This is a genomic window from Burkholderia sp. AW33-5 (assembly GCF_053427615.1).
This window is the reverse complement of sequence record NZ_JBSAXA010000002.1, coordinates 218,943-241,213: the sequence shown is the minus strand read 5'-3', so window position 1 is coordinate 241,213 and position 22,271 is coordinate 218,943. Positions and strand designations below refer to the sequence as shown.

Below are 22,271 nucleotides of genomic sequence, written 5' to 3'. Positions count from 1 at the left end.
CTTGCCATCATGACGCACCCGATACCCAACGTCCTGACGATCGCCGGCTCCGACTCGGGCGGCGGCGCGGGCATCCAGGCCGACCTCAAGACCTTCTCCGCGCTCGGCGCGTACGGCGCGAGCGTGATCACCGCGCTGACCGCGCAGAACACGCGCGGCGTGACGGGCGTGCACACGCCGGACGCCACGTTCGTGACCGCGCAGCTCGATGCGGTGTTCGACGACATCCGCATCGACGCGGTCAAGATCGGCATGCTCGCGAACGCGGCGATCGTGCACGCGGTGGCCGACGCGCTGCGGCGCCATGCGCCGCGCTTCGTCGTGCTCGACACGGTGATGATCTCGAAGAGCTCGCATGCGCTGCTCGCGCCCGATGCGGTCGACGCGTTGCGCGACGCGCTGCTGCCGCTCGCGACCGTCGTCACGCCGAACCTGCCCGAAGCGGCCGCCCTGCTCGGCGATACGCCCGCGACGACCGAAGACGAGATGGTCCGGCAAGGTCAACTGCTGCTGAAGACCGGTGCGCGCGCCGTGCTGATGAAGGGCGGCCATCTGCCCGATGCCGCCGCGAGCCCCGACTGGCTCGTCGACGCGGCGCATACGGTGCGGTTCGACGGTGCGCGCGTGCCGGCCAGCAACACGCACGGCACCGGCTGCACGCTGTCGTCGGCGATCGCCGCGCTGCTGCCGCAACAGCCCGATCTCGAGAGCGCGGTGCGCGAAGCGAAGGCCTATCTCACCGGCGCGATCGCCGCGAGCGGCCGGCTCGACGTCGGCCACGGCGTCGGCCCCGTCCATCACTTCCATCGCTGGTGGTAAGCGCCGGCTGACGCGGCGTCAGTGGTCCTGCGCGGCGAACGCCCGCGCACGCGCCGGCCAGTCGTCCGGGACGATGAAGCCGCGTGCCGTCTCCCGCCATACGCCGTCGCCGTCGTGTCGATGCACGCCGATCAACGCAGGCGCCTGGCGCGCCGTCAATACGGACGGCAGCTCGAGCGACTGCGCCAGCGGTTCGGGCGCGGCGTCCGCCGCCACCCGTCGCGGCGCGAGCCACGCCAGCCGCGGCAGCACGTTCCACGCCGCTCCACCAGGTTGCGCGGCCGCCCAGGCCGGCCACTGCGCATGCGTGAGCCAGAACCCGCGCGGATGATCGGCCGCGATTTCCGCGGCCACCGGCGGCAGCGGCACGCCGTGCGGATAGAACAGCCAGCCCTTGATGAACATCTGCGCATCGGACGGCGCGCCGTAGCCGAGCAGCGCGAACCCGTGGCGATCGCTCAGCCGCAATTGATGCTCGAGCAACCGACTGCGCTTGCGGTCGAGGCGGTCGACGAGATTCGGCCCGACGAAATCCGCGAGCGTTGCGTCGCCGTCCACCGGCGCGCACAGATAGCACTTCACCGCGAGTTCCCAGTGCAGGCGCTGCCCGCCCGGCGCATCGACGAGGAAATCGACTTCGCCGAGCGTCTTGCCGTTGCTGCGCAGCGGCAGATTGGCGGCGACGAGCCGCAGCGACGGCCCGTGCGTGAGGAAATACTCGAGCAGGCATTCGGCATAGCGGCCGAGTCGCACGGGCCGCAGCCCGTCGAGTGCGCGGTGCAGCGGCGCCGGCGCGGCATCGAGCGCGACGAGCCACGCTTCGACGGCCACCCGCTCGACCGCGTCCGACCACGGATGCGCGAGCGGCGCGCCGGGCGCCGCGGTGAGCAGGCTCGGGCTCGCGAGGAGCCAGCCCAGATCGCGGACCGCGGCATCGTGCAGCGTATCGACGAACGCGAACGCCGCGCTGCGCGTCATCGTCCGGCCGGCCCGTTCGCGTCGTCACCCTCCGGCCGCTGGAAGGTATCGCGCGCCAGGCACAGGTCGGCCCACGCCTTCGCCTTGTCCTGCAGGCTGCGCAGCAGGTACGCCGGGTGATAGGTAACGATCACCGGCACGCCTTCATACGCGTGCACGCGGCCGCGCAGCGAGGCAATGCTCGCGTCCGTCTTCAGCAGCGTCTGCGCGGCGAAGCGGCCGAGCGCGACGATCAGCTTCGGCTTCACGAGCGCGACCTGGCGCTGCAGGTACGGCTCGCAGCGCGCGACCTCGTCCGGTTCCGGATTGCGGTTGCCCGGCGGGCGGCACTTGATCACGTTCGCGATGTAGACGTTGTCGCCGCGCTTGAGCGCGAGCGACTGCAGCATGTTGTCGAGCAGCTTGCCGGCCTGGCCGACGAACGGCTCGCCCTGCTTGTCCTCGTTCTCGCCCGGCGCCTCGCCGATCAGCATCCAGTCCGCCTCGCGATCGCCGACACCGAACACGGTATTGGTGCGCTTCTCGCACAGGCGGCAGCTCGTGCAGCCGGCAACGCGGTCGGCCAGCGCATCCCAGTCGAGCATCGCCACCGGGGTTGCGGCGGGACGCGATTCGGCCGGCGGCAGCGGATCGCCGGGCGGCGCCGCGTCAAACCAGGCGAAATCGTCCTCGGTGACGGGCGGCATGTCGTCCGCGGCAGCGGCCGGTGCGGGCGTGGTGGGCGCGTGGTCGTCATCGCTCGCGCCCCGGGCGGCCGAACCGGCGTCGCCCGCCGGTGCCGCATCGCGTGCGGTTGCGCCGACCGGCGCCGTATCGTCGCGTGCGAACGCACGCGTCGCAGGCGGCGGCGTGTCGCGAGGCTGTTCCGCGACCGGCCGAGGCGTCGCCGCGACGGTTGCGGTCGCAACGGCGGACACCTCGCCCCCCGCGCCGGACGCGGCCGTCGGCGTTGCGCCCGCTTCATCGCCTTCCGCACGCTGCCCGCGCCGCACCCATATTTGCGCGAGCCCCATTTCCTCGAGCGCTGCTTCAGCCCACGCCATGCGCGTCCCCTTCGTCCTTGTTCAGCGTCAGACGCATCACGATCGCGTCTTCCCGGCTGCGATGCCGCGCCGGATAGTAGTTCTTGCGCCGGCCGATCGTCACGAAGCCGAAGCGCTCGTACAGATGGATCGCGCGCGGATTGGACGGCCGCACCTCGAGCAGCACGCCGTCGAGCCGTTCGGCGCGCGAGATGCGCACGGCTTCGCGCAGCAGCGCGAGGCCCGCGCCCGACTGCTGGGCCGCCGGGGCGACGCACAGGTTCAGCAGGTGCATCTCGTCGATGACCGGCATCAGCACGCAATAGCCGACGAGCGTGCCCGTCACGTGCCGCAGGCACACGCCGAAATAGCCGTTGCGCAGCGAATCCTCGAAATTGCCGCGGCTCCACGGGAATTCGTACGCGACCTGCTCGATCGCGACGACTTCATCGAGATCGGTATCCGTCATCGGCGACAGATAGCGGTCGCTCAACAATACGCCTGTCATCCTTTCGCTCCGCCCGTCTGCGCGGCACGGGCCGCGATGCGCTCGGCGGTGGTCTGCGCGACCTTGTCGCGCACGTACTCCGGTGCAGCCTGGTCGGCCGGCACCGTACGGCCGGCGCGGAACGCCCTCAGCGCGGCATGCGCGACCGCCAGCGCATGCGGCAGCGCGTCGCCGTCGATCACGGCCGCGGCGGCCGCGGCCGGCAGCTGCGCGCCGAATGCGGCCGCCGCGTTGCCCGCGAGCGTGAACGGCGCGTCGGGCACGCCGACGGCGCCCGGCGCATCGAGCGACGCCGGATGCAGCGTGCGCCAGTCGCCTGCCTGGTCGTCCCACGCGAAGTCGGCCCAGTACGCTTCATCCATCCGCGCATCGAGCGCGGCCAGCACGCGCGTCGTGCCGGGCGCGCGCAGCCGCGCATGCTCGGCGCACGCGAGCAGCGTGCCGACCGGCACGACCGGCAGCCCGCGCCCGAACGCGAGCCCCTGGGTGATGCCGGTCGCGGTACGCAGCCCGGTGAACGAGCCGGGGCCCGCGCCGAATGCGATCGCGTCGCAATCGGCGAACGTGAGGCCCGATTCGGCGAAGAGCTCCTGGATGGCCGGCAGCACGCGCGTGCTCGACACGGCGCCCGTCAGCTCGTGGCGGACCCAGGTTTGCGGGGTGGAAACGGCGTCATCGGCCGAAGCCGAGCGCAGCAGCGCGACCGAGCAGTATTCGGTCGACGTATCGATGGCGAGGAGCACTGTTTGCGTCATGGCCGACATTGTAATGCGGCGCCCCGCTCCCACGGGCGATCGGACCCGATCGCGTTGCGCGCGCCGCGCGGCCGGCGGTTTGGAAGGATCGCTCGACCCCGCGCGGCGCGGCGCTTGTTAAGATCGGCCGACTTGAAACCCTTACGGAGACACACGATGAGCGAACTCACCGCCCAATTCGACCAAGCCCAGATCGACGTCAAGCAACTGACCGAGCGACCGGGCAACCTGACGCTGCTGCGCCTGTACGCGCTCTTCAAGCAGGCGACCGACGGCGACGCGCACGGCGACAAGCCCGGCTTCACCGATATCGTCGGCAAGTACAAGTACGACGCATGGGAAGCCCTGAAAGGCACGACCCAGGATGCGGCGAAGCAGCAATACATCGAGCTCGTCGAATCGCTGAAGAACGGCACGGCGTCCTGACCTGCCCCGCCCGCCGCAATAGGCAATCAAATCAGTGGCGCAGCGCAGCAAATATCTTTATAATGCTGGCTGCGTCATCTCCCGCGCTCGGCTCGCAAGCCGTTCCGGCCCGACGCCTCGTAGCGTTAAGCTCCAATCCGGTTTAGAACCTGTCCCCTCCTGCTTCGACCCTCGCGGTCGTCACTTATCAGGCTGGCGGCCCCGCTCCAGAAGCGCGCCGCACCCAAAACAGCTTCTAATGCCTCATCCGCCGACGGTTCGGCGGATTGCACCCGTTTCCCGATTTGCTCGCTGAATCCGACGACTTGGGTATGCGCGATTGGCGCCGACGTTTCACCCACTGTGTTTCAAGGATTGTTATGACTTCGAGCATCAACTCCAGCCCGCTCAACGCGATCGCCGACCAGGCGCTCGGTCTCGAGAACGCCGCCGCACCGGCCGCGGTCGAACCGGCGTCGGACGAGCCGACTTTCGCGTCGCTCGGGTTGTCGCCGGAGATCGTCTCCGCGCTGCAGGCCGCCGGCTACGCCAAGCCGACGCCGGTCCAGCAGCGCGCGATTCCGGCCGGCATCGCCGGCCGTGACCTGCTGGTGTCGAGCCCGACCGGTTCGGGCAAGACGGCCGCATTCATGCTGCCCGCGATCGAACGTTTCGCGCAGCTTCAGAAGTCGCAGGCGCAGCAACCGCGTGCGCCGCGTGAACCGAACCAGGGCGACCGCCGTGCGCGCCGCCCGCAACCCGTCGCCCGCCCGGGCCTGCTCGTGCTGACGCCGACCCGCGAACTCGCGATGCAGGTCACCACGGCCGCGTCGACCTACGGCAAGCACCTGAAGCGTCTGCGTACGGTCAGCATCCTCGGCGGCGTCGCCTACGGCCAGCAGCTGATGCTGCTCGCGAAGAACCCCGAGATCCTGGTCGCCACGCCGGGCCGCCTGCTCGACCACCTCGAGCGCGGCCGCATCGACCTGTCCGAACTGAAGATGCTCGTGCTCGACGAAGCCGACCGCATGCTCGACATGGGCTTCATCGACGACATCGAGACGATCGTCGCCGCGACGCCCGAGTCGCGCCAGACGATGCTGTTCTCGGCCACGCTCGACGGCAAGATCGGTTCGCTGACGAGCCGCCTGCTGAAGGATCCGGAGCGCATCGAGATCACGGCGAAGATCGAGTCGCGCGCAAACATCGCGCAGACCGTCCACTACGTCGACGACCGCGATCACAAGGATCGTCTGCTCGATCACCTGCTGCGCGACGACGCGCTCGACCAGGCGATCATCTTCACGGCGACCAAGATCGACGCAGACCAGCTCGCCGGCCGTCTCGCCGACGCCGGCTTCCAGTCGGCCGCGCTGCACGGCGACCTGCCGCAGGGCGCGCGCAACCGCACCATCCGTGCGCTGCGCGAGCGCCGCGTGCGCGTGCTGGTCGCGACCGACGTCGCGGCCCGCGGCATCGACATCCCGGGCATCACGCACGTGTTCAACTACGACCTGCCGAAGTTCGCGGAAGACTACGTGCACCGTATCGGCCGTACGGGCCGTGCCGGCCGTTCGGGCACCGCGGTGAGCCTCGTGCACCACGCCGAACAAGGCGCGCTCAAGCGCATCGAGCGCTTCGTGCGCTCGCCGCTGCCGGTCAACGTGATCGAAGGCTTCGAGCCGCGCAAGGCCCCCCCGCGCAACGATCGCGGCACCGGCGGCCGCGGCCGTCCGGGCGGCGGTAACGGCGGTCGTCGTTTCGGCGGCAAGCCGGGCGGCGGTCATGGCGGCAACGGCCGCAGCTACGGCGGCGGCAATGGCGGCGGCTGGAGCGGCAAGCCGGGCGGCAGCCGTGACGGCGGCCCGCGTCGCGACGGCCAGCGCAGCGGTGGCCCGCGTCGCAGCAATTCGGCGTCGTAAGCACGCCCGGGCGGCCCCGCGCCGCCCCGCCCATCCGGCAGACCGGCGCACCCGCGCCGGTTTTTTTTCGTCCCGCGCCAGATTTCACGATACGGAAAATTTTTTTGAGTCGTAAAAAATCATGCTGCGCGGCACAACCTTACAATTGCGAGATGGGAAAAATCGTTTCTCATTGCAAAACCGAATACACAACACATTGATTAATAACGATTAAAAAATTCAAAACTTCCTGAGCCACCCCCTGTTTTGCTCCGATCGGCTTGCCTAAACTCTTATACAAGACTTCCCGAAAACGGCGCACACCCTGCCCCCGTTTCGAGAACGGCATCAGTACCGTCCGATTCGACCGATCTGGCAACACATCGCATCAAGGAGCTCATCATGTCGCGACAGCAACAGGCACAGGAACTGCAAAAGCAATGGGAAACCGATCCGCGCTGGAAGGGTATCAAGCGCAGCTACACGGCTGAGGACGTGGTTCGCCTGCGCGGCTCGATCGTCGTCGAGCACACGCTGGCCAAGCGCGGCGCGGAAAAGCTGTGGAGCCTCATCAACGAAGAGCCGTTCGTCAACGCACTCGGCGCGCTGACCGGCAATCAGGCGATGCAGCAGGTGAAGGCCGGCCTCAAGGCAATCTACCTGTCCGGCTGGCAGGTGGCCGGCGACGCGAACGTCGCGGGCGAAATGTACCCGGACCAGTCGCTGTACCCGGCGAACTCGGTGCCGCTCGTCGTCAAGCGCATCAACAACACGCTGACGCGTGCCGACCAGATCCAGTGGTCCGAAGGCAAGAACCCGGGCGACGAGGGCTACGTCGACTTCTTCGCGCCGATCGTTGCCGATGCGGAAGCCGGCTTCGGCGGCGTGCTGAACGCGTTCGAACTGATGAAGGCGATGATCGAGGCAGGCGCATCGGGCGTCCACTTCGAGGACCAGCTCGCGTCGGTGAAGAAGTGCGGCCACATGGGCGGCAAGGTGCTCGTGCCGACGCGCGAAGCGGTCGCGAAACTGTCGGCGGCGCGCCTGGCGGCCGACGTGATGGGCACGCCGACCGTGCTGGTCGCGCGGACCGACGCCGAAGCGGCGGACCTGATCACATCCGACATCGACGACAACGACAAGCCGTTCCTGACGGGCGAGCGCACGGTCGAAGGCTTCTTCCGGACGAAGCCGGGCATCGGGCAGGCGATCTCGCGCGGCCTCGCCTATGCGCCGTACGCCGATCTCGTCTGGTGCGAAACGGGCAAGCCGGATCTGGAGTACGCGAAGAAATTCGCCGAAGCGATCCACAAGCAGTTCCCGGGCAAGATGCTGTCGTACAACTGTTCGCCGTCGTTCAACTGGAAGAAGAACCTCGACGACGCGACGATCGCGAAGTTCCAGAAGGAGCTCGGCGCGATGGGCTACAAGTTCCAGTTCATCACGCTGGCCGGCTTCCATGCGCTGAACTACTCGATGTTCAACCTCGCGCACGGCTATGCCCGCACGCAGATGAGCGCGTTCGTCGAACTGCAGCAGGCCGAGTTCGCGGCAGCGGACAAGGGCTTCACGGCCGTCAAGCACCAGCGCGAAGTCGGCACCGGCTACTTCGACGCGGTCACGCAGACGGTCGAGCGCGAAGCCTCGACGACCGCGCTGCACGGCTCGACCGAAGACGAGCAGTTCTTCGACGGCAAGAAGGTCGCATAACACGCGAAAGCAAGCGTCACGCCGATGCCCGCCCGTCATGCGACGGCGCGGCATCGGCGGCATGGAACAACAATCAGGGAGGAGACGGCTGGCGCGCGGTGACCCGTGCGACCCGCCGCGCGGCCTGCGGCCGCCTGCAACGACGCGCGCCGGCTTCGTCCGGCGCGCCTTTTTTCAGCGGCGCCGCCGTGCCGCCGCCCGCGCGGCCCTGCACGGCCCCGCGGCTACCGATAGACGATCACCGGAATTTTCGTATGGGTCAGCACGCGCTGCGTTTCGCTGCCGATCAGCAGACTGCCGAGCCCGCGGCGTCCGTGCGACGCCATGAAGATCACGTCGCAGCCACCGCGTTCGGCCGCCTCGATGATGCCGAGGTACGGCGACGGATGCACGCTGGTCCAGCTGTCGCAGACGACGCCGGCCGCCTTCGCGGCCGCCTGCACGTCGTCCAGGTGCGCGCGCGCCTCGCGCTCGCTGCGCGCCCGGAAATCGGCGGGCGGTTCGATGATCACTTCGGAAAACGGCGAGTATGGATACTGCGGCAGGCACGCATAGGCCGTGACCTGCGCGCCGACCGCGCGCGCCAGGTCGATCGCGCCGTCGATCGCCTTCTGCGACAGCTCGGAGCCGTCGGTTGGAACGAGGATGTGCCGGAACATCGCGCCCTCCTGCGTCAGACGCACCGCGCGCGCCGCGACCCCATGCGGGCCGACCCCGGCGCGTCGCGCATGCCAATTTCGATTGTAGTGCGCGAAACCGGGCGACCGGCGCCGGCAGCGGGTTCGCCCTCATATCGGAAACGCGCGGGCGGACGCGCCCTATTCGCCCCAATACCCGGGCCGCTCGTACGTATGTTTCAGGTAATCGAGAAACAGGCGCACGCGCAGCGGCAGGTGGCGGCGCTGCGGAAATACCGCGTGGATGCCGATCGGCGGCGCCGCGAACGCATCGAGCACGCTGACGAGGCGCCCGGCCGCGATGTCGTCGCCGACTTCCCACCACGAGCGCCATGCCAGGCCATACCCGGCGAGGCACCACTCGTGCAGCACCGCGCCGTCCGAGCATTCCATCGTGCCGTTTACGCGAATCGACACGACCTTGTCGTCCTCCTGGAACGCCCAGCCGCGCTGCTGGTTCGCGTTCGCGGCAAGCGCGAGGCAGTTGTGGCGCGCGAGTTCGGCGAGCGTGGCCGGCGTGCCGCGCCGCGCGAGATACGCGGGAGACGCGACGCACACGCGCCGGTTCTCGCCGAGCTTCAGCGACACCAGCGACGAATCGGGCAGCTCGCCGAGCCGCACCGCGCAATCGAACCCTTCGTTGACCAGATCGACCATCCGGTCGGACAGGTCGAGCGTGACCGACACGTCCGGATGCGCGCCGCTGAATTCGGGCACGAGCGGCGCGACGTGGCGCCGGCCGAAGCCGGCCGGCGCGGAAATGCGCAAGTGGCCGCTCGCCTTCACGCCGCCGGCGGACACGCTCGCCTCCGCGTTCTGCATGTCGTTGATGATCCGCTGGCAATCCTCGAGGAAGGCCGAACCCTCGAAGGTCAGCGTGAGCTTGCGCGTCGTGCGCACCAGCAGCTTGACGCCGAGCCGCTCCTCGAGCGCGTCGAGGCGGCGTCCGATGATCGCCGGCGCGACGCCTTCCGCGTGCGCGGCCGCCGACAGGCTGCCCTTCGCCGCGACCGCGGCGAACGTTTCGATCTGTTTGAACCGGTCCATGACTCGCCAGGGCGGCGCTCCCGCCCTCCAAATAGCTTGAGCGGTCAAGATTATGTATATGAAAGTAAAAGATCAAGTGATGATTAGCGTCTTTTTTAGCACCTGTTATCACGAATAGAATCGATCCGACCTCTGAAACTGGAGCGCAAGGCTATGTCGGCCACAACGACACTCTCCTCTCCCGACGCAATCCTCTTCGACGCATTCGGCACGTTGTTCGACGTGCATGCGGTCGTGGCCGCGGCAGAGCAGATGTTTCCCGGTCACGGGGAGCGGTTGTCGCAGCTGTGGCGACGCAAGCAAATCGAATACTCGCAGTTGCGCACGCTCGCCGATCCGTCCGGCGCCCGCTATCGGCCGTTCCGCGACATCACGCTGGACGCGCTGCGGTTCGCCGCGCGCCTGCTTGGCCTCGCGCTGAACAGCGCGGCCGAAAAGCGGCTGATGGACGAATACGCGTGCCTGTCCACCTATCCCGACACGGTGCCCGCGCTGCGCAAGCTGCGCGCGCTCGAACCGCGCCCGCCGCTCGCGATCCTGTCGAACGGCAACCCGGAGATGCTCGACATCGCGATCAAGAGCGCCGGCATGACCGGCCTGTTCGATCGTGTGCTGTCGGCCGACGCGGTGCGCGCGTACAAGCCGAGCCCGGTCGCGTACGCGCTCGGCACCGCCGCGTTCGGCGCGAATCCGCGCGACATCGTGTTCGTGTCGTCGAACGCCTGGGACGTCGCGGGCGCCGCCTGGTTCGGCTACACGACGTTCTGGCTCAACCGCACGGGCGCGCCCGCCGAGGAGCTCGGCGCGCCGCCCGACGGCACCGGCAGCGGCATGGCCGACCTGCTCGCATTCCTCGCCACCCCGGCTCCGTCCGGCAGACCCGCGAACCGCGCGCGCCCCGGCCCGGGCGCGTGACGTTCGCGGCGCTGCCGCCTTCCCCCTTCACCGAAACCGCAACTGACCGACCAAGGAGATGAGACTCATGAGCACCCCGATCACGCTGCCGCAAGGCATGGCGATCACCGGCGAAATCAAGCCGGGTTACGAAGCGATCCTGACGCCTGAAGCGCTCGCACTCGTCGCGGCGCTGCACCGCGCGTTCGAGCCGCGCCGCCAGGCACTGCTGCAGGCCCGCGTCGAGCGCACCAAGCGCCTCGACGCTGGCGAACGCCCCGATTTCCTGGCCGATACGAAGGCGATCCGCGAAGGCGACTGGAAGGTCGCGCCGCTGCCGGCCGACCTGCAATGCCGCCGCGTCGAGATCACCGGCCCCGTCGAGCGCAAGATGATCATCAACGCGCTGAACTCCGGCGCCGATTCGTACATGACGGACTTCGAGGATTCGAACGCGCCGAACTGGACGAACCAGATCGACGGCCAGATCAACCTGAAGGACGCCGTGCGCCGCACGATTTCGCTCGAGCAGAACGGCAAGTCGTACCGGCTGAACGACAAGGTCGCAACGCTGATCGTGCGTCCGCGCGGCTGGCACCTCGACGAGAAGCACGTGACGGTCGACGGCCAGCGCGTGTCCGGCGGCATCTTCGATTTCGCGCTGTTCCTGTTCCACAACGCGAAGGAACTGATCGCGCGCGGCTCGGGACCGTACTTCTACCTGCCGAAGATGGAAAGCCATCTCGAGGCGCGCCTGTGGAACGACATCTTCGTCGCCGCACAGGAGGCAGTCGGCGTGCCGCGCGGCACGATCCGCGCGACGGTGCTGATCGAGACGATCCTCGCGGCGTTCGAGATGGACGAGATCCTGTACGAACTGCGCGAACACAGCTCGGGCCTGAACGCCGGCCGCTGGGACTACATCTTCTCGGCGATCAAGAAGTTCAAGAACGACCGCGACTTCTGCCTGGCCGACCGCTCGAAGATCACGATGACGGTGCCGTTCATGCGCGCATACGCGCTGCTGCTGCTGAAGACTTGCCACAAGCGCAACGCGCCGGCGATCGGCGGGATGAGCGCGCTGATTCCGATCAAGAACGATCCGGAAGCGAACGACAAGGCGATGGGCGGCGTGCGGTCGGACAAGCAGCGCGACGCGACCGACGGCTACGACGGCGGCTGGGTCGCGCACCCGGGCCTCGTGCCGATCGCGATGGAAGAATTCGTCAAGGTGCTCGGCGACAAGCCGAACCAGATCGCGAAGCAGCGCGACGACGTCCAGATCGAAGGGAAGAACCTGCTCGACTTCCAGCCTGAAGCGCCGATCACCGAAGCCGGCCTGCGCAACAACATCAACGTCGGCATCCATTATCTCGGCGCCTGGCTCGACGGCAACGGCTGCGTGCCGATCCACAACCTGATGGAAGACGCGGCGACCGCCGAGATTTCCCGCTCGCAGGTGTGGCAGTGGATCCGCTCGCCGAAGGGCGTGCTCGACGACGGCCGCAAGGTCACCGCCGAGCTCGTACGCGAATTCGCGAAGGTCGAACTTGAGAACGTGAAGCGTTCGGTCGGCGGCAACACGCAGCCGTACGAGCGTGCCGCGGCGATCTTCGAACAGATGTCGACGTCGGAAGGCTTCACCGAATTCCTGACGCTGCCGCTGTACGAGGAAATCTGACGACGCGGACCGGGTCGACCTGCTCGCCCCGTCCTGCCCGCCGGTCGCGCGACGCGCGACACGCAACACGGCGGCATGAAAAAAGCGCCCCGCGGGGCGCTTTTTCCTTTTGCCGTGCAGCCGTTCGCCGCGCGGACGCTCAGGCGGCTTCCCGCTCGCGCCGGTGCTGCACCCAGTCGCCCGACACAATGCGCGGACGGTCGGCTGCCGCATGCGCTGCGACCGGATAGTAGACGCACGCATACGTCCGGCCGCCGAGCTCGACGGTCACCGGCTCCTGCCGGAACAACGTATCGACGCCCGGATAGACGCGCTCGATCTCGTCGAGCACCGGCACCAGTTGTTCGTCGATCTCGTAGACGTCGCCCCATACGAGCGACTGGCCGGCGGGCCCGGCGACCATGCCCGGATACGTGCCGAAATCGTACAGTTCGCCCGGCAGCGCGGCCGCACCGAGCAGCGTCGGCGCGGCGATCCCGTGCCGCGCGGCCGCATGGCCGATGTCGTTGGCTTCTCCCGCTCTCAACGTGCCGTAGACGAATACGTAGCGCATTGTGGTTCTCCTCTTTGACTCAGGTGTTGCCGTGCCGGGCCGTCGCGGCCGCGCCGCGGGCGCCGGCGTCGCCGGGGCGCCGCTCTCACGAGGACGCGCCCGCATCGATAGACCGCGCCGGCGACCCGATGGTTCTTTCGGCACGACGCGGCGCGCTGGCCCTGAACCCGGCTTGCGTGGGCCGGAATGCGTGCGGCCCCATACAAAGTTCATTTGAACGGTGCATTATCGGCCGAAAAACCGCCGCATGCGCCTGCGCGGCGCCTTCTAAAATAACGGCATCGCCGCCGCGCCGACCGAATCGTCCATGAATCCGCCTGCCCAAGCCGACGCATCGAATCCCTACGACGTCATCGACATCCCGCCCGAGTTCGCGCCGACCCGCGTCCACCCGATGCGCGTCCGGGCGCGGCAGGTGGATGCCGGCCGCCGGATCCCGCTGCACACGCACGCGTGGGCGCAGCTTGCGTATGCGTCGCGCGGCGTGCTGCGCGTCGCGACGACCGGAACGACCTGGATGGTGCCGCCGTCCCGCGCGATCTGGGTGCCGCCGCACGTCACGCACGAGGTCGTGATCGTCGAGGAAGCGTACTTGCGCACGCTGTATATCGACGAGTCGGTCGTGCCGGACGGGCTCGACGCGTGCCGCGTCGTCGAGGTGACGGGCTTGCTGCGCGAACTGATCGTCGCACTCGACGCGCGCGACCTGAGCGGCGAGCGCGAACGGCTGCTGTGCGGGCTCGTGCTCGACGAATTGAGCCGCGCCGAACCGCTGCCGCTCGCGGTGCCGATGCCCGACGAGAAGCGGCTGCGCTTGCTGTGCGAGTCGGTGCTCGCACAACCCGCGCACGCGGAATCGCTCGAACACTGGGCGAGTGAGGTCGGCGCCAGCACGCGCACGATTTCGCGGCTATTCAAGCAGGAGCTGGGCGTGAGTTTTTCACAGTGGCGGCAGCAGGCGCTGCTCGCGCGCGCGATTCCGCTGTTGAACCAGGGGCGTCCGCTATCGCACATCGCGCGCGAACTCGGCTATCAGAGCCAGAGCGCGTTTTCGGCGATGTTCCGGCGCGCGTTCGGCGAAAGCCCGCGCGCATTCATGCTGCGAGGCTACGAGCATCGCGGCGCGGAAGACGACATCGACACCAGCGACATCCCCGACGACGACGCGATCGGCACCGCACGCTGACGTCGCCATGTTGCCTGCGGCCTTGTGCCGTTACGCGTTCAGACCGCGCGCACCATATGGCGGATCGATCCGAGCTGCGCCAGCCTCGGCCCGGTAACGCGGTACCCCATGCGCTGGTAGAGCTTCGCGGCCGGATTGTCGACGAACACGCGCAGCTGCAGTTCGTGCAGCCCGCGGGCGCGCGCCCAGCGATGCGACATGTCGAGCAGGTAGGTGCCTGCACCCTGTCCGCGATGACCCGCTGCGATCTGCACGTCGCGGATGTGCAGCGAATCGCCCTCCTCGGTCACGCGCAGCACGCCGATGCGTTCGCCGTCGGCTTCCAGGATGAAGTTTTCGGATTCGCGCCAGCTTGCATAGAACAGATCGCTGCGCCAGACGAGCCCATGGCGCTTGTAATAGCCGCCCATGTTGCCGTGCGTGAGCGCCTCGGCAAAGGGAAAATCGCCAGGCTCCGCTGGCCGGAGCTGATACAGCAATCGCAGGTCGGTCGGATCGAGCATCGCGCGGGGGTCAAGTACGCATCCCGCCACGATAGCGCAGTCGCGGGCGGATGCAATCGCGAATTTCTCGTAGCGACACGCGGATCGGCAATGCAAACGAAAAAGCCCGCGCAAGGCGGGCTTCTTCATTTTTTGGCGGAGCGGACGGGACTCGAACCCGCGACCCCCGGCGTGACAGGCCGGTATTCTAACCGACTGAACTACCGCTCCAGTCTTGCTTCTTGCCTGGCAGGCGTCGGTTACTTCCTGCCGGCGCATCGTTTGTTCGAACGACGCCGAAATCTGGCGTCCCCTAGGGGATTCGAACCCCTGTACTCACCGTGAAAGGGTGATGTCCTAGGCCTCTAGACGAAGGGGACAACGTACTGCTTACATCTTTAATGCAAAAGCCCGTTCAAAACGTTCATTTGAACGGGCTTCGTTCTGGCGGAGCGGACGGGGCTCGAACCCGCGACCCCCGGCGTGACAGGCCGGTATTCTAACCAACTGAACTACCGCTCCAGCTTTCTTCACTCTCACCCGCAGGACCTCGTTCACGCCCTGCAAGCGTTGCGACACTTCTACCATGAAACGCCGCTGAATCTGGCGTCCCCTAGGGGATTCGAACCCCTGTACTCACCGTGAAAGGGTGATGTCCTAGGCCTCTAGACGAAGGGGACAACGTACTGCTTACATCTTTAATACAAAAGCCCGCTCAAAAACGTCTTGAACGGGCTTCGTTCTGGCGGAGCGGACGGGACTCGAACCCGCGACCCCCGGCGTGACAGGCCGGTATTCTAACCGACTGAACTACCGCTCCAACTTTCTGCACCGTTACCCGCAGGACGTCGGTTACGTTCCTGCAAGCCTCGCGACACTTCTACTACGAAACGCCGCTGAATCTGGCGTCCCCTAGGGGATTCGAACCCCTGTACTCACCGTGAAAGGGTGATGTCCTAGGCCTCTAGACGAAGGGGACATAATCTTTTCAGATCTGTCTGACTTCCGCTATTCATTCATCATCAACAGCGAAGGCCGAAATTCTAACTGCTTTAAATCATTTTGTGAAGCATTTATTACTACCACCACTGCTTCGCAAATCAATCCATTCTGCTCTGATGGTGGAGGTAAGCGGGATCGAACCGCTGACCTCTTGCATGCCATGCAAGCGCTCTCCCAGCTGAGCTATACCCCCTTGCAGAACAGAAGTGAGATTATATGGACCGAATTTGAACTTGTAAATACCCTTTTTGCGATTCGAGCGAATTTTTTTGCGAAGCCGTCGTGACCTCATGCACGGGCGGCTTCGCCCCGCCCGAACCTCAGGCCAGCGCACCCTCGATACGCGACACCACGACATCGCGACCGAACAGCACGAGCACCGCATCGATCGACGGCGTATGCGTCGTGCCCGCCACCAGCAGGCGCACCGGCATCGCAAGCTGCGGCATCTTCAGCTTGTGCGCGCCGAGCGTCGCCTTCAACGCGGCGGACACCGCTTCCTTCGTCCAGTCGGCCGTCTTCAGCGCGGCGACGAGATCGGCCAGCGCCGGGCGCACGGCGTCGGTCACATGCTGCGCGAGCGCGTCGGCGTCGGGCGCCGGCACGCGGTAGAACATCGCGGCGCCTTCGGCGATCTCCTTGACCGTCGTCGCGCGGTCCTTCATCAGGCCGACCACCGCGTCGAGCGCCGGGCCCGTCGCGATCGCCGCGTCGTCGATGCCGAGCGCGTCGAGGAACGGTTTCGCCAGCGCGGCGAGGCGCGCGTTGTCCGCTTCCTTGATGTAATGGGCATTCAACCAGCTCAGCTTGCTGTGATCGTATTGCGCGGGCGACTTGCCGAGATGCTCGAGATCGAACCATTCGACGAACTGCTCGCGCGAGAAGATTTCGGCGTCGCCGTGCGACCAGCCGAGACGCGCGAGGTAGTTGACGACGGCCTCCGGCAGGAAGCCCGCGTCGCGGTACGCCATCACGCTCATCGCGCCATGCCGCTTGCTCATCTTCTCGCCCTGCTCGTTCAGCACGGTCGGCAGGTGCGCGTAGACGGGCGGCTCGCCGCCGAGCGCGCGCAGGATGTTGATCTGGCGCGGCGTGTTGTTCACGTGGTCGTCGCCACGGATCACGTGCGTGATGTTCATGTCCATGTCGTCCACGACCACGCAGAAGTTGTAGATCGGCGTGCCGTCCGGACGCGCGATCACGAGGTCGTCGAGTTCCTCGTTCGAGATCTCGACGCGCCCCTTCACTGCGTCGTCCCACACGACCGTGCCGGTCAGCGGGTTGCGGAACCGCAGCACGGGCTTCACACCGGCCGGCGGCTCGGGCAGGACCTTGCCCGGCTCCGGACGCCACGTGCCGTCATAGCGCGGCTTGAGGCCGGCCTCGCGCTGGCGTTCGCGCAACGCGTCGAGTTCCTCGGCCGACATGTAGCACGGGTACGCGAGCCCCTGCTCGAGCATCTGCGCGAGCACCGCGCGATAGCGGTCCATCCGCTGCATCTGGTAGATCGGGCCTTCGTCGAAATCCAGGCCGAGCCATTGCATCCCTTCGAGGATCGCGTCGACGGCTTCCTGCGACGAGCGCTCGACGTCGGTATCCTCGATACGCAGCACGAACGTGCCTTTCATCTTGCGCGCGAACGCCCACGGATAGAGCGCGGAGCGGATGTTGCCGAGGTGGATGAAGCCGGTGGGACTCGGCGCGAAGCGGGTACGGACAGGACGGGTCATAAACGGTAACTCGAACGCCTGGGGCGCATGAATGATTCGACGCGGGATCGACGGCGACAGCCCGGACAGCAATGGGGCCGGCCGCGCCCGGAACGGGAAAGAAGCCGGAATTATACTCGCGCCGGTCTTCGCGCCAAGCGCGCCGCTTGCTTTATGATGTGCGCGCCGCGGCCGCCAGCCGGCGCCGCGCCGGCCGCCCGGTTTCCGCCGCACGGCCGCTCGGAACCTATCGCCGCCGCGGGCCGTCCGGCCCGCCGCCAAGCCGCCGGAGAACCACTCGATGTCGTCCCCTCGCCTGTCGCGCCGCCACTTCACGATCGCATGCGCATCCGCCAGCCTCGCCGCCTGCACGTCGTTCGGCGACAAGTCCCGCCCCGACAACGCCGCGAATCCCGCGCAATCGCGCGAGAAGCCCGTGAAGATCGGCATCGCGCTCGGCGGCGGAGCCGCCCGCGGCTTCTCGCACATCGGCGTGCTGAAGGCGCTGGAGGCACGCGGCATCCCGGTCGAGATCGTCGCCGGCACGAGCGCGGGCTCGGTGGTCGGAGCACTGTACGCGGCGGGGATGAGCGGACTGCAGATCAACAAGATCGCGCTCGACATGGATCAGGCGGCGATCAGCGACTGGGCGCTGCCGTTCCGCTCGCGCGGGCTGCTGCAGGGCATCGCGCTGCAGAACTTCCTGAACAAGACGCTCAACAACCGGCCGATCGAAAAGATGGCGAAACCGCTCGGCGTCGTCGCGACCGACCTGCAGAACGGCCAGCCGATCCTGTTCCAGCAGGGCAATACGGGGCTTGCGGTACGCGCGTCGTGCAGCGTGCCGTCGGTGTTCGAGCCCGTGAAGATCGGCAACCGCGAATACGTCGACGGCGGCCTCGTGAGCCCGGTGCCCGCGTCGTTCGCGCGCAAGATGGGCGCGAACTTCGTGATCGCGGTCGACATCTCGTCGCGACCGGACGGCGCGGCGACCACCAACCCGATCGAGATGCTGCTGCAGACTTTCACGATCATGGGTCAGACGATCAAGACCTACGAGCTCGACAAATACGCGGACGTCGTGATCCGCCCGAACCTCGCGGCGATGGGCGGCAGCGACTTCAACCAGCGCAACGCGGCCATCCTCGCCGGCGAGGAAGCGGTCGCGCGCATCATGCCCGAGTTGCAGCGCAAGCTTGCCGCAGCCCGTGGGGCAGTAGCGGCATAAGCGGACGCACGCGGGGCGCGGCGCCGACGACGGCACCGCCTCCCCGCCACTTCCGCGCGCCCCAAAGCAAAAAACCCTGCCGCCTTTCGGTGACAGGGTTTTTTGATCCGGCCGATCGCCGGCGGGCGTCAGTTGCTGCCGTTCGCCGCGTCGTCGCCGAGCGTCGCGCGCACGCGCTGGCGCAGGTCGTCGGCCTTCATCGGGAAGGCCGATTCGATCCGGCGCGCACCGGTGAAACGCTTTTCCCAGTAGCCGCTGTCGAGATCGTCGACGCGAACCGTGCTGCCCGTCGACGGCGAATGCACGAACTTGTTGTCGCCGATGTAGATGCCGACGTGCGAGAACGTACGACGCATCGTGTTGAAGAACACGAGGTCGCCCGGCTTGAGGTTGCTCATGCTGACCTTCTCGCCGACGCGGCTCATCTCTTCCGCGCGACGCGGCAGCGACATGCCGAGCGTGTCCTGGAACACGTAGCGCACGAAACCGCTGCAGTCGAGGCCGGAATCCGGCGAGTTGCCGCCCCAGCGGTAGCGCACGCCGATCATGTTCAGCGCGCCGACGACCACGTCGCCTGCCTTGCCGGCCATGCCGGCGAGGAACGACTTCGCGCCGCCGCTCGACGGCTGGGCGCTGGTCTGCTGGAGGGAGGAATTCGCCCCGATTTGAGTCGAATTCGTGACATTCTGGTTAAAACTGCTGACTTCGTCGGCGAACGCGCCGGGAGCTGCTGCGAACAGGGCGCCGATGAACAGCCCGGCGAGGGTGCGCGCGCATGCCTGGGTCAGGGATCGATGCTGCATTGGTCGATGGAATGTGCTTAAAAATCAGCTGATTGGCGGAAAATTTCGGTCGATACTAGCCAGCGCGTAATCGTTTGTCAAAACAAATTAAAAAATACAATCGAGATAGTCAGACCATTGGACGCTTATCACGCTTTCCAGACCGCTTTCAACAGCTTTTGTGTGTAAGGATGTGACGGTTTCGTGAAGATATCGGCCACGTCGCCGGACTCGACGATCGCCCCGCCCTGCATCACCGCGACCCGGTGCGCCATCGCGCCGATCACCTCCAGATCGTGGCTGATGAATACATAGCCGAGGTTGTATTTCTGTTGCAAATTCGCGAGCAGTTTCAGCACCTGCTGCTGGATCGACACGTCGAGCGCCGAAGTCGGCTCGTCGAGGATGAGGATGCGCGGCTCCAGCACGAGCGCGCGCGCGATCGCGATCCGCTGGCGCTGCCCGCCCGAGAATTCGTGCGGATAACGATGCAGCACCGTGCGGTCGAGGCCGACTTCGCGCAGCACGGCCAGCGACTTCGCGCGACGCGCGTCCGGCGTCAGTTCCGGGCGATGCAGTTCGAGCCCCTCGCCGACGATCCGCTCGATCGTGTGACGCGGCGACAGCGAGCTGAATGGATCCTGAAAGACGACCTGCATGTTCGAGCGCAGCGCGGTCTGTTCGCGGCCGCGGTACGTCGACAGCGCGCGCCCCTGGAATTCGATCTCGCCGTGCACCGTCCGTTGCAGCCCGAGCAGCGCCATCGCGAGCGTCGACTTCCCGGAGCCGGATTCGCCGACGATCCCGAGCGTCTCGCCCTGCCGCACCGACACGGACACATCCGCAACCGCCGTCACGGGCATCGTGCCGAACCAGCCCGCGAAGCCCGGCCGCTTGCGCGCGAACTGCACGCTGACGTGACGCGCATCGAGCACGACGGGCGCGATCGGCAGCACCGGCGCGACCGTCCGCTGCGGCCGGCTGTTCAGCAGCCGCCGGGTATACGGATGCTCCGGCTCCGCGAAGATCCGCTCGACCGGCCCGCTTTCGACCAGCTTGCCGCGCTCCATCACCGCGACCCGCTCGGCGAAGTGCCGCACGAGGTTCAGGTCATGCGTGATCAGCAGGATCGCCATCCCGCGCTTTTCCGCCTCCTCGCGCTGCAGCTCGAGCAGCAGATCGACGATCTGCGCGCGGATCGTCACGTCGAGCGCGGTGGTCGGCTCGTCCGCGAGCAAGAGGCGCGGCCGGCACGCGAGCGCCATCGCGATCATCGCGCGCTGCCGCTGGCCGCCCGACAACTGATGCGGGTAACTGTCGACCCGCTTCTCCGGCTCCGCGATGCCGGTGCGCGCGAGCAGCGCGATCGCGCGCTTGCGCGCCTCCCCCGCCGTCACGCCGTCGTGCAGCACGATCGTCTCGCCGATCTGCGCGCCGATCGTGTACAGCGGGTTGAGCGCCGTCATCGGCTCCTGGAAGATCATCGCGATGTCCGAGCCGCGCAGCCCGCGCATCTCGCGCTCGCTCTTGCCGGCGAGGTCGTGCCCGGCGAAGCGGATCGTGCCGCTCACGTCGGCGTCGCGCAGCAGCCGCAGGATCGACAGCGCGGTCACGCTCTTGCCCGACCCCGACTCGCCGACGAGCGCGACGCGCTCGCCGCGGCCGATCGCGAGCGTCACGTCGTCGACGGCCACCGTGTCGCCGAAGCGCACGTGCAGATGCTCGAGCGACAGCAGCGGTTCGCCCGCGTTCGATACGACCGTGTCGCTCATCGCTGGCCTCCCGCCGCGCGCACCGAGTCGGCGATCCGCGTATCGAGCGCGTTGCGCAGCGCGTCGCCCATGAAGGTCAGCAACAGCAGCGTCGCGACCAGCACGCCGAACGTCGACAGCGAGATCCACCATGCGTCGAGATTGCCCTTGCCCTGCGCGAGCAGCTCGCCGAGGCTCGGCGTCGGCGGCGGCACGCCGAGCCCGAGGAAGTCGAGGCTCGTGAGCGCGAGGATCGCACCGCTCATCCGGAACGGCAGAAACGTGATCACGGGCGTCATGCTGTTCGGCAGCACGTGGCGCCAGATGATCTGCCAGTTCGTGAGGCCCATCGCCCGGGCCGCGCGCACGTAGTCCTGCGTGCGGTTGCGCAGGAATTCGGCGCGCACGTAGTCGGCCAGGCCGATCCAGCCGAACAGCGACAGCAGCACGATCAGCAGCAGGAAGCTCGGCTCGAAGATCGACGCGAAGATGATCAGCAGGTACAGCTCGGGCAGCGAACTCCAGATCTCGATCAGCCGTTGCCCGACGATGTCGATGCGCCCGCCGAAGAAGCCCTGCACCGCGCCCGCGGCGATCCCGAGCAGCGTGCCGATCGCGGTCAGGATCAGCCCGAACTCGACCGACACGCGGAACCCGTACACGAGCCGCGCGAGCAGGTCGCGCCCCTGCGCGTCGGTGCCGAGCCAGTTCGCGCGCGACGGCGGCGCCGGGTTCGGCACGGTCGAAAAGTAGTTCAGCGTGTCGTAGTAATAGCGGTTCGGCGGATAGACGACGAAGTTGCCCGGCGCCTCGAGCCGCTTGCGGACGTACGGATCGAGATAGTCGGCCGGCGTCGGAAAGTCGCCGCCGAAGGTCGTCTCCGGATACGCATGGAACATCGGGAAATAGGTCTGGCCGTCGTAGCGCACGACGAGCGGCTTGTCGTTCGACCATAGCGGCGCCGCGAGGCTCGCGGCGAACGCGACGACGAAGATGACGAAGCTCCAGTAGCCGAGACGCTGCTGGCGAAAGCGCTGCCAGACACGGCGCGCGGGCGACGGCGACACGCGCGCGCGCGCCGCGTCGATGCGGGACGACACGACGGCCCGGTTCATCGCGCACCTCGCCCCGCGAGCGCGGGCAGGCGGACGGGCGCGCCGGCGAGCGGCGTGCTGGCGGAC

At 67.4% G+C, this 22,271-nt stretch carries 20 protein-coding genes and 7 tRNA genes; 8 read left to right on the top strand and 19 right to left on the bottom strand.

The window, feature by feature from the left end; genetic code table 11:
* Positions 1 to 9 precede the first annotated feature (9 nt).
* Positions 10 to 819 carry a bifunctional hydroxymethylpyrimidine kinase/phosphomethylpyrimidine kinase gene (thiD, locus tag ACV22V_RS04610; protein ID WP_448013141.1) on the top strand — a complete coding sequence of 270 codons (810 nt, stop codon included), beginning with the start codon at positions 10 to 12 and terminating at the stop codon, positions 817 to 819.
* A gap of 18 nt (positions 820 to 837) precedes the next feature.
* On the opposite strand, the gene ACV22V_RS04605 is transcribed toward thiD, so the two are convergent.
* From ACV22V_RS04605 to tsaB, 4 genes are read right to left on the bottom strand one after another with little or no spacing between them, the layout of a single operon-like run.
* A complete protein-coding gene (locus ACV22V_RS04605) occupies positions 838 to 1,797 on the bottom strand; it encodes a DUF1853 family protein (protein WP_223961074.1) in 960 nt (319 codons plus the stop codon).
* Complete coding sequence (locus ACV22V_RS04600) at positions 1,794 to 2,840, bottom strand: uracil-DNA glycosylase (RefSeq protein WP_448013140.1); 1,047 nt, start codon at positions 2,838 to 2,840, stop codon at positions 1,794 to 1,796. Before ACV22V_RS04600 ends, ACV22V_RS04605 begins: the two co-directional genes overlap by 4 nt.
* Positions 2,827 to 3,327: a ribosomal protein S18-alanine N-acetyltransferase gene (gene rimI / locus ACV22V_RS04595; RefSeq protein ID WP_448013139.1), complete on the bottom strand. Its 501-nt coding sequence runs from the start codon at positions 3,325 to 3,327 to the stop codon at positions 2,827 to 2,829. The genes ACV22V_RS04600 and rimI overlap by 14 nt, the downstream gene beginning before the upstream one ends.
* Positions 3,324 to 4,091 carry a tRNA (adenosine(37)-N6)-threonylcarbamoyltransferase complex dimerization subunit type 1 TsaB gene (gene tsaB, locus ACV22V_RS04590; RefSeq protein ID WP_059529266.1) on the bottom strand — a complete coding sequence of 256 codons (768 nt, stop codon included), beginning with the start codon at positions 4,089 to 4,091 and terminating at the stop codon, positions 3,324 to 3,326. The genes rimI and tsaB overlap by 4 nt, the downstream gene beginning before the upstream one ends.
* A 147-nt stretch (positions 4,092 to 4,238) precedes the next feature.
* On the opposite strand from tsaB, the gene ACV22V_RS04585 reads away from it, so the two are divergent.
* The 3 genes from ACV22V_RS04585 (at position 4,239) to aceA (ending at position 8,098) form a co-directional block, all read left to right on the top strand.
* Positions 4,239 to 4,508, top strand: a complete 270-nt coding sequence (locus ACV22V_RS04585; protein WP_059529263.1) for an acyl-CoA-binding protein — start codon at positions 4,239 to 4,241, stop codon at positions 4,506 to 4,508.
* Between the two features lie 359 nt (positions 4,509 to 4,867).
* Positions 4,868 to 6,409 (top strand): DEAD/DEAH box helicase, encoded by a 1,542-nt coding sequence (locus ACV22V_RS04580; RefSeq protein ID WP_059529260.1) that lies wholly within the window; start codon positions 4,868 to 4,870, stop codon positions 6,407 to 6,409.
* Between the two features lie 381 nt (positions 6,410 to 6,790).
* Complete coding sequence (aceA, locus tag ACV22V_RS04575; RefSeq protein ID WP_059529257.1) at positions 6,791 to 8,098, top strand: isocitrate lyase; 1,308 nt, start codon at positions 6,791 to 6,793, stop codon at positions 8,096 to 8,098.
* A 224-nt stretch (positions 8,099 to 8,322) separates the two neighbouring features.
* Here aceA and ACV22V_RS04570 read toward each other — a convergent pair whose 3' ends face one another.
* Complete coding sequence (locus ACV22V_RS04570) at positions 8,323 to 8,757, bottom strand: universal stress protein (protein WP_057929788.1); 435 nt, start codon at positions 8,755 to 8,757, stop codon at positions 8,323 to 8,325.
* A gap of 159 nt (positions 8,758 to 8,916) precedes the next feature.
* On the bottom strand, positions 8,917 to 9,822 hold the full coding sequence (locus ACV22V_RS04565) for a LysR family transcriptional regulator (RefSeq protein ID WP_059529255.1): 906 nt from the start codon (positions 9,820 to 9,822) through the stop codon (positions 8,917 to 8,919).
* A 153-nt stretch (positions 9,823 to 9,975) separates the two neighbouring features.
* Here ACV22V_RS04565 and ACV22V_RS04560 point away from each other — a divergent pair, with 153 nt between their 5' ends.
* Together ACV22V_RS04560 and aceB are read left to right on the top strand one after the other, a co-directional pair.
* Complete coding sequence (locus ACV22V_RS04560) at positions 9,976 to 10,737, top strand: haloacid dehalogenase type II (protein WP_059529252.1); 762 nt, start codon at positions 9,976 to 9,978, stop codon at positions 10,735 to 10,737.
* A gap of 67 nt (positions 10,738 to 10,804) precedes the next feature.
* Positions 10,805 to 12,397, top strand: coding sequence for a malate synthase A (aceB, locus tag ACV22V_RS04555; protein WP_059701622.1), 1,593 nt, complete (start codon positions 10,805 to 10,807; stop codon positions 12,395 to 12,397).
* Positions 12,398 to 12,536: 139 nt separating this feature from the next.
* Here the strand turns inward: aceB and ACV22V_RS04550 are convergent, their stop codons facing one another.
* Positions 12,537 to 12,950, bottom strand: coding sequence for a gamma-glutamylcyclotransferase family protein (locus tag ACV22V_RS04550; protein ID WP_059817771.1), 414 nt, complete (start codon positions 12,948 to 12,950; stop codon positions 12,537 to 12,539).
* A 307-nt stretch (positions 12,951 to 13,257) separates the two neighbouring features.
* Here ACV22V_RS04550 and ACV22V_RS04545 point away from each other — a divergent pair, with 307 nt between their 5' ends.
* Positions 13,258 to 14,136, top strand: coding sequence for an AraC family transcriptional regulator (locus ACV22V_RS04545; protein ID WP_448013138.1), 879 nt, complete (start codon positions 13,258 to 13,260; stop codon positions 14,134 to 14,136).
* A 38-nt stretch (positions 14,137 to 14,174) separates the two neighbouring features.
* Here ACV22V_RS04545 and ACV22V_RS04540 read toward each other — a convergent pair whose 3' ends face one another.
* The 9 genes from ACV22V_RS04540 to gltX all read right to left on the bottom strand — a co-directional run bounded on the left by ACV22V_RS04540 (position 14,175) and on the right by gltX (position 17,350).
* A complete protein-coding gene (locus ACV22V_RS04540) occupies positions 14,175 to 14,768 on the bottom strand; it encodes a GNAT family N-acetyltransferase (RefSeq protein WP_448013137.1) in 594 nt (197 codons plus the stop codon).
* 4 nt (positions 14,769 to 14,772) lie between these two features.
* A tRNA-Asp gene (locus tag ACV22V_RS04535) sits at positions 14,773 to 14,849 on the bottom strand.
* 73 nt (positions 14,850 to 14,922) lie between these two features.
* Positions 14,923 to 14,998, bottom strand: a tRNA-Glu gene (locus tag ACV22V_RS04530).
* Positions 14,999 to 15,063: 65 nt separating this feature from the next.
* Positions 15,064 to 15,140 (bottom strand) — tRNA-Asp (locus ACV22V_RS04525).
* An 82-nt stretch (positions 15,141 to 15,222) separates the two neighbouring features.
* Positions 15,223 to 15,298 (bottom strand) — tRNA-Glu (locus ACV22V_RS04520).
* 63 nt (positions 15,299 to 15,361) lie between these two features.
* Positions 15,362 to 15,438 (bottom strand) — tRNA-Asp (locus ACV22V_RS04515).
* 83 nt (positions 15,439 to 15,521) lie between these two features.
* Positions 15,522 to 15,597 (bottom strand) — tRNA-Glu (locus tag ACV22V_RS04510).
* Positions 15,598 to 15,737: 140 nt separating this feature from the next.
* A tRNA-Ala gene (locus tag ACV22V_RS04505) sits at positions 15,738 to 15,813 on the bottom strand.
* Between the two features lie 127 nt (positions 15,814 to 15,940).
* Entirely contained in the window at positions 15,941 to 17,350 is a 1,410-nt protein-coding gene (gene gltX / locus ACV22V_RS04500) for a glutamate--tRNA ligase (protein WP_059535742.1), read from the bottom strand.
* A 280-nt stretch (positions 17,351 to 17,630) separates the two neighbouring features.
* On the opposite strand from gltX, the gene ACV22V_RS04495 reads away from it, so the two are divergent.
* The gene (locus tag ACV22V_RS04495) at positions 17,631 to 18,557 is read left to right on the top strand and encodes a patatin-like phospholipase family protein (RefSeq protein ID WP_059535744.1); all 927 of its coding nucleotides are present in this window, start codon (positions 17,631 to 17,633) and stop codon (positions 18,555 to 18,557) included.
* A gap of 128 nt (positions 18,558 to 18,685) precedes the next feature.
* Here the strand turns inward: ACV22V_RS04495 and ACV22V_RS04490 are convergent, their stop codons facing one another.
* The 3 genes from ACV22V_RS04490 to ACV22V_RS04480 form a co-directional block, all read right to left on the bottom strand.
* Positions 18,686 to 19,360, bottom strand: coding sequence for a C40 family peptidase (locus ACV22V_RS04490; RefSeq protein ID WP_059535746.1), 675 nt, complete (start codon positions 19,358 to 19,360; stop codon positions 18,686 to 18,688).
* Positions 19,361 to 19,488: 128 nt separating this feature from the next.
* The gene (locus ACV22V_RS04485; RefSeq protein WP_059702201.1) at positions 19,489 to 21,111 is read right to left on the bottom strand and encodes an ABC transporter ATP-binding protein; all 1,623 of its coding nucleotides are present in this window, start codon (positions 21,109 to 21,111) and stop codon (positions 19,489 to 19,491) included.
* The gene (locus ACV22V_RS04480) at positions 21,108 to 22,205 is read right to left on the bottom strand and encodes an ABC transporter permease (RefSeq protein ID WP_059464142.1); all 1,098 of its coding nucleotides are present in this window, start codon (positions 22,203 to 22,205) and stop codon (positions 21,108 to 21,110) included. Before ACV22V_RS04480 ends, ACV22V_RS04485 begins: the two co-directional genes overlap by 4 nt.
* Positions 22,206 to 22,271: the final 66 nt, after the last annotated feature.